The sequence below is a fragment of the Kitasatospora sp. NPDC056273 genome (genome assembly GCF_042268845.1).
In the GTDB taxonomy this organism is placed as follows: Bacteria; Actinomycetota; Actinomycetes; order Streptomycetales; family Streptomycetaceae; genus Kitasatospora.
Genome location: NZ_JBHJSJ010000012.1, coordinates 61,789 through 68,196 on the forward strand (window position 1 = coordinate 61,789; position 6,408 = coordinate 68,196).

The following is a 6,408-nucleotide window of genomic DNA, read 5'->3' on the forward strand; positions in this document are numbered from 1 at the left end:
ACGTGCCCCGCACCCGTCAGCGCCGAACCCTGCTTTCCCGGTAGGGGGTTCGGCCGCCCGAGAGGGTCGGGCCAGGGGTTTGCGCGATCACCGACAGGCCATTCCGGTCATTCAGTGGCCGATACCCGCGAAAGGTCGCCTTCTTCCCGGATGCCGCACCCCGGGGTGCGGGGGACTGCCATGCTGGCAGCAGCGGAATGTGACATTTCACATTCCGCCCATCCTCCTATCCCTGCCCCGAGGAGAGACACCCATGAAGACCACCGTCATCGCCGTCGTTGCCGCCGCCGCGACCCTGACCACCCTGGCCACCGCCCAGGGGGCCGCCGCCGCGCCGGCCGGGCCGGTCGGCGCGGTCGTGACCTGCGGCACCCCTGGCGCGCCCGGTCCGCTGCTGACCCGGGCCTGCGTCGAGGTGACCGGCAACCAGGTCCGCTTCTACGGGGTGGCCACGGCCGGTGACCCGTCCTGGCAGCCCCAGTCCGTCGGCTTCGCCGTCTCCGGCACGGTCGTCGGCGGCGCCCCCCTCGCCCCCGTCAACCCGACCGTCCTCGTCCAGGCCGGCTCGAACCAGGTCGGCAGCGTCTTCTCCAGCGCCCCGTGCGGCGCCACCGTCAGCAACACCTTCTCGGTGAACCAGCCCGGCTGGCCCGCCTCGACCGCCACCGTCTCCACCGTGGTGGCCTGCTGACGCCGGACTCCCGCAGGTGTGCCCCGGCCCGCCCGGGGCACACCCCGCCACCGCCCTCGGCGGGAGGGCACTCTTCCCGCCGCAGCAGGTCAACCGGTACCCGCAACCCGCCACGGCGAACCGGCCGATGTCGCGCAGCCCGAGCACGGGAGCCGACCGCCGCTTCCTCCCCGGTCGCGGCGGCAGCGTCCAGCGCAACCGCCAGCTCACGGCGCCTCCCGACGCCGCCGGAACCCCGTTCGCCGCCGGCCGCACGCTCGGGAATCCGGGCGATCGAAGCCCAGTTCCGGGTGCGGGAGGGCTACCGGGTACTGGCGACGTGGGCCATTGTCGACCTGGGAACGATCGCCCGCGACACCTACCGGAACGACGAGCTCGGCCGGGGCAATCACTCGCCGACCGACCTGGCCGAGCGGCTCGGCGGCTCGCCATCGGTAATCTCCGGCGCCACGTCCGGAACCGGCTGGAATCCCCCGATCAACAGGTCGACCGGCGTGCTGGCGAACCGAAGAACCGGCGCCCTCAGCAGAGGTCGAGGAACGCCGAAGGGGCGGACACATGACTGTGTCCGCCCCTTCGGCATTCGTGGTAGCGGGGACAGGATTTGAACCTGCGACCTCTGGGTTATGAGCCCAGCGAGCTACCGAGCTGCTCCACCCCGCGTCGTGGTCCCGACTGTACGGCACCAGTCGGCGATCACCAACTCGGTTCGGCCCGGGCACCGGCGAACAGCGCGAGGACCGCGCCGATCTCGTTCGGCTTGAGGGCCGCCGTGGCCAGGTTCTTGCTCTCGCCAGCCGGGGGCTCGGGCGGCCGCCAGTCGATGCCGGCGGCGGTCAGCACGGCGACCAGGTGCTGTACGGCGGAGGCCAGGCGGTCGGCGTTCTCTCCGGACAGGACGCGTCCCGCCTTGCTCTGGAGGTCCGCCAGGGCCTTTCTCTGGGAGGCGACCCGTTCCACGTCGGGCGTAGGGCGGCCACCGCCGCGCCGGGGTCGGTGCGGTGGTGGCCGCCCTCCTCGCCGTCGGCGAGCCGCCCCGCCCGGTGGGCCGCCGCTGCGAACGGTGGTCCCGTGCAAGCGCATTGGCCGGGCAGGACGAGTCGGAGGAGTTGGACGGGGCCGACCGGCCGGTCACCAGCCGTCGGTGAGCCGGAGGGCGTGGGAGAAGGAGGCTCCGCCCGTGTTCGTCCATTCGTCGAGGACGCCGTAGGTGTCGTCGCGGGCGATGAGGTCGGCGCGGCCGGTGCCCCGGAAGTCACCGGCGACCGTCTGGGAGAACGGACCCCACCCGTCGGTGACGAGCACCCGGTCGGCGAAGGTGCCGTCCCCGTTACCGGGCCACATGTACAGGTTGCCTGTCGCGTCCTCCCTCGCCATCAGGTCCGCGTGCCCCGTCCCCCGGAAGTCACCGGCGACCGTCTGCGAGAACGGACCCCACCCGTCGGTGACGAGCACCCGGCCGGCGAAAGTACCGTCCCCGTTACCCGGCCACATGTACAGGTTGCCCGTCGCGTCCTCCCTCGCCATCAGATCCGCGCGGCCGGTCCCCCGGAAATCACCGGCGACCGTCTGCGAGAACGGACCCCACCCGCCAGTGACCAGCACCCGGCCCGCGAAAGTACCGTCCCCGTTACCCCGCCACATGTACAGATTGCCCGTCGCGTCCTCCCTCGCCATCAGATCCGCGTGCCCCGTCCCCCGGAAGTCACCGGCGGTGGTCTGGGAGAACGCGCCCCAGCCGGCCGTCAGGTCGGTCCTGGCCGCGAAGGACCCGTCTCCCCGCCCCGCCCACTCGTACAGGTGCCCGTCCGAGTCGTCGCGGGCGACGAGGTCGCCGGTGCCCTTGCCGTGGAAGGCCCCGGCCGTCGTCTGGGAGAAGGTGTGGGAGGGGCTGGCCGGGGCGGGCCGCGGGGCGAGGACCTCGGCGAGGGCCGCGTTCCCGTTGGTGGTGAAGTGCAGGTGGTCGGAGGAGACGTAACCGGCGAACGCGGCGCTCGGATTGAGCGGGTCGCGGGTCGCCCGGTCGAAGTCGTGGAAGCCGTCGATGGCCGTCGTCGTGCGGATCCAGTCGTTGACGCACCGGCGCACCCGGTCCCGGGCGGCGGTGAAGTCGGCGTGGCCCTGGAAGGCGGGGATGGTGGCGACGGCGAAGCGCAGCCCGGCCGCGTGCGCGCGTGAGGCCAGCTGCTGGATCCCCGACTCGAGCGCGGAGTCGGAGGCGTCGTCCATCGTGATGTCGTTGATGCCCTCGTAGAGCACGACGCTCCGCACTCCGGTCTGGGAGAGGACGTCCCGGTCGAAGCGGTTGAGCGCGCTCTGACCGAAGCCGACGCGTCCTCCCGTCCCGTCGGTGAGGATCCGGTTGCCGGAGATTCCCTTGTTGACGATGCCCTCGGGCGTCGGTCGGGCGCTGAGGGCGCGCCCGTAGTCGTCGGCCCAGCGGGTGTTGGAGTCCTGGTCGGTGTGCCCGCCGTCCACCTGCGAGTCGCCGAGGGCGACCACCGTCCCGTCGCTGCCGGCGGCCGTGACGTCCAGGCCGGCCAGGAAGGCCCAGTAGGCGTACGGGGTGGAGAGGTTGGCGCCGCCCGTGTCCTGGGTGCGGTCGGCACCGTCGCCGGGGGCGGAGGTGTAGGAGGTGGTGAGCGTGTACGGGTGGTAGGGCGCGGTGGTGACCTTGTCGGGCAGCCAGAGGCTGACCAGCAGGTTCTCGTCCGCGGTGACCGGGAAGGCGACGGGGTCGCTGTAGACCTCGCCGCCGGGCGGGACGACGGTCCGGCCCGAACCGCCGAACGTCAGGGTGACCGGCGTGGCCGCCGCCGTGGCCGGGTTCCCGTTCCGGGCCGAAGTCCCGTCCTGGGCCGCGACGGTGACGTGCCCGATGGTCACCGGGTCCGGACTGAAGGTGTTCACCAGGCGGATCCGGGCGGAGCTGCCGCCGATGCTGGTGTGGACGACCATGCGCAGGGTCTGCCGCCCCGTCACGCCCGAGGCTGCCGACGGTCCGGCCAGGCTCATGGCGGTACCCCAACTCCCCGTCCAGGCCGCGGACTCGGGGCGCGGCGCGCCCGGGCCTGGCGGGAGCGCGGCGGGGACCGGCGGGAGCGCGGCGGGGACCGGCCCGCAGCCGGCGGCCGCGTTCGCCGGGGCCGCGGGCGGCAGGGCGGCGAACGCGCCGAGGACGAGGGCGGCTGCCGTCATGGCGGACAGGCGGCCCCGCGGTGAGCGGTGGGCGACGTGCACAGGAGTCCTTTCGCCGGGTACGGAAAACCGTTTTCCCGCATGGCTCGGGTGACCAGGAAATGGCGGCGACCCGCTTCCCGGAGGAGGAGGTCCGAGAATGCGCCGAGAAATCTCGGAGACCGCTCGCCATCCACCATGTAATCACCGCCGGCCCGGCTTCCGCCAGGAGGAACATCAGGCGGAAGCCATGGGGAAGTTCCAGCAGAAACCGCGCTGTACAGGCGAGATCGGCGGGAAGCAGACGGAGTGGCCTGATCGTGCGTCAGCTGACTGTCGCGCCTGACGGAATTTGCGATATACCGTCTCGGGCACTTTCCGCCCCGACAATCCGCCAATCTCCTCCTGGCGTGATCATCTGTCGAACCTCGAAATCTCGAATGAGGGGACATCACATGGCAATCGGACGACGGCAACTCCTCACCTCCCTCGCGCTGACCGCCCTCGCCGCACCCGTCCTGGCCAAGGGGACCGCGACCCGAGCCTCCGCGGCCACGGGTACGGGTACGGGTACGGCCGCACGTATGGCCGCCGGCTCCGGGCCGCTGTTCATGCAGGTCGTCGCCCACGAGGACGACGACATCCTGTTCATGAACCCGGACCTGTCCAACGCCCTCGCCGACGGCACCCCGTCCGTCACGGTGTTCGTCACCGCCGGGAACATCACCGGTGACCCGTGCGCGGGCGGCTGCTGGGACCCCGCCGGCGACCCGCTGCGCACCTGGAACCGCCAGATGGGCGCCGTCAACGCCTACTCCCGGATGACCGGGGTCGGCGACAACGACCCGGCGACCGACGAGATCGGGCACTGGACGGTCGAGGCGTGGACGGTCGCGGGCAAGCAGGTCGAGCGGTACATGCTCAAGGACCGGTCGGTGCACCTGATCTTCCTCAACCTGCACGACGCCGGGCTCGCCAACGTGCTGAACGGCGGCACCGACACCACGGTCGTCCCGAAGGACAGCCCGCTGTCCGGGCCGTCGACCTACACGGCGGCGGACGTCGTCGAGGTGCTGCGGCAGATCATGGTGACGTACCAGCCGACCGTGCTCCGGGCCCAGGACGAACTCCCGGACACCCGCTACAAGGACGACCACTCGGACCACATCTCCGCCGCGAAGTTCGCGGGCATGGCGGCGAGCCAGTACGGCGGCTCGCTGGTCCAGGTGAACTACCGGGACTACAACATCAGCGACTGCCCGGTGAACCTCGATCCGGCGACGGTCGGCACCAAGGGCGTGTTCGTCTCCGAGTACGCGAGCCACGACCATTCGGGGAACTACGAAACCGCCTGGTTCTCCCGGATGTACTACCGCTGGTCGCGCGGCACCTCCTGGGCCGGGCTGAACCAGGACGGCCGGCCGCAGGTCTTCGTCGTCCGGGCGGGCTCCCTCTACACCTACTGGCGCCAGGGGGACGGCAGTTGGGGCGGCCCGGCACGGTTCGCCGACCCGGGCGGGCGGCTGGCGCCGGGCATCGCCGTCGGCACCAACGCGGACGGCCGGCTGGAGGTCTTCGCCCGCCGCCTCACCGACCACCACATCGTCTCCGTCCCGCAGACCACGCCCAACGGCGTGTGGCGGGACAGCTGGGCCGACCTCGGCAACCCCAACGCCGGGCTCGTCAACGCGGGCCAGGTCGGCGTGCCCGCGGTGGTCGCCTCCCAGGACGGCCGGCTGGAGCTCTTCGTCAAGAACGGCGGCGGCGGCCTCAGCGCGATCCGGCAGACCAGCCCGAACGGCGCCTGGACGACCACCTGGGACGACCTGCACGGCACCGACATCCAGGATCCCGTCACCGCGATCCGCAACGGCGTCGGGAGGATCGAGGTCTTCGCCAGCACCCGCGACGGGGTCGTCAACTGGTGGCAGACCGCTCCGAACGACGCCATCAACGGCCCGGGCCCGATCCCGAACTCCCGGCCGGCCAGCCCGCCCAAGGCCGCGCTCGACCAGGACGGCCGCATCGAACTCGCCTACCGCGAGGCCGAAACCGGCGCGATGCTCGTCAGTTACCAGACCCGGCCCGGGGGACCGTGGAGCCAGTCCCCGACCAACCTCGGCGGCCACAAGGGCGTGGGCGAGCCGGCGATGGCCAACCTCGGCGGGCGGGTCGTCCTGTTCGAGCGCAACGGCGGCGGCGGCGTGAGCACCACCGCCCAGACCGCGCCGAACGCCGGCTACGGCGCCTGGCAGGACCTCGGCGGCACCGTCCTCGACTACCCGACCACGATCGTCGACGGCGGCGGTGTCCTGTACGTGTTCGCCATCGGCACGGACGGCCGCGTCTACTTCCGCACGGGCACGACGCCCACCAACCTCGGCGGCTGGCAGGGCATGCCCCTGTGACCGCCGGTCCCGGGGGGCGCGGGGGGGGCCCCCCCGGGGGGTTGCCGGCGGGGCCCCTGGCGCCCGGGGGGGCGCCCCGGCGGCCGGGGGCCCCCAACGGCCCGGGCTGTCCGGGCCCTGTCTCTTATACAC

The 6,408-nt window shown here is 72.4% G+C and carries 4 protein-coding genes and 1 tRNA gene; 2 read left to right on the forward strand and 3 right to left on the reverse strand.

Annotated elements, in window-relative coordinates; genetic code table 11:
• Window positions 1-253 precede the first annotated feature (253 nt).
• Window positions 254-691, forward strand: coding sequence for a hypothetical protein (locus ACFCY1_RS13485; protein WP_074002930.1), 438 nt, complete (start codon window positions 254-256; stop codon window positions 689-691).
• Window positions 692-1,277: 586 nt separating this feature from the next.
• On the opposite strand, the gene ACFCY1_RS13490 is transcribed toward ACFCY1_RS13485, so the two are convergent.
• From ACFCY1_RS13490 to ACFCY1_RS13500, 3 genes are all read right to left on the reverse strand, one after another.
• Window positions 1,278-1,354: transfer RNA gene (locus ACFCY1_RS13490), tRNA-Met, on the reverse strand.
• Between the two features lie 33 nt (window positions 1,355-1,387).
• The gene (locus ACFCY1_RS13495; protein WP_375874623.1) at window positions 1,388-1,651 is read right to left on the reverse strand and encodes a hypothetical protein; all 264 of its coding nucleotides are present in this window, start codon (window positions 1,649-1,651) and stop codon (window positions 1,388-1,390) included.
• Between the two features lie 171 nt (window positions 1,652-1,822).
• Window positions 1,823-3,889 (reverse strand): FG-GAP-like repeat-containing protein, encoded by a 2,067-nt coding sequence (locus tag ACFCY1_RS13500; RefSeq protein ID WP_375874624.1) that lies wholly within the window; start codon window positions 3,887-3,889, stop codon window positions 1,823-1,825.
• A gap of 434 nt (window positions 3,890-4,323) precedes the next feature.
• On the opposite strand from ACFCY1_RS13500, the gene ACFCY1_RS13505 reads away from it, so the two are divergent.
• On the forward strand, window positions 4,324-6,276 hold the full coding sequence (locus tag ACFCY1_RS13505) for a PIG-L family deacetylase (protein ID WP_375874625.1): 1,953 nt from the start codon (window positions 4,324-4,326) through the stop codon (window positions 6,274-6,276).
• Window positions 6,277-6,408 lie beyond the last annotated feature (132 nt).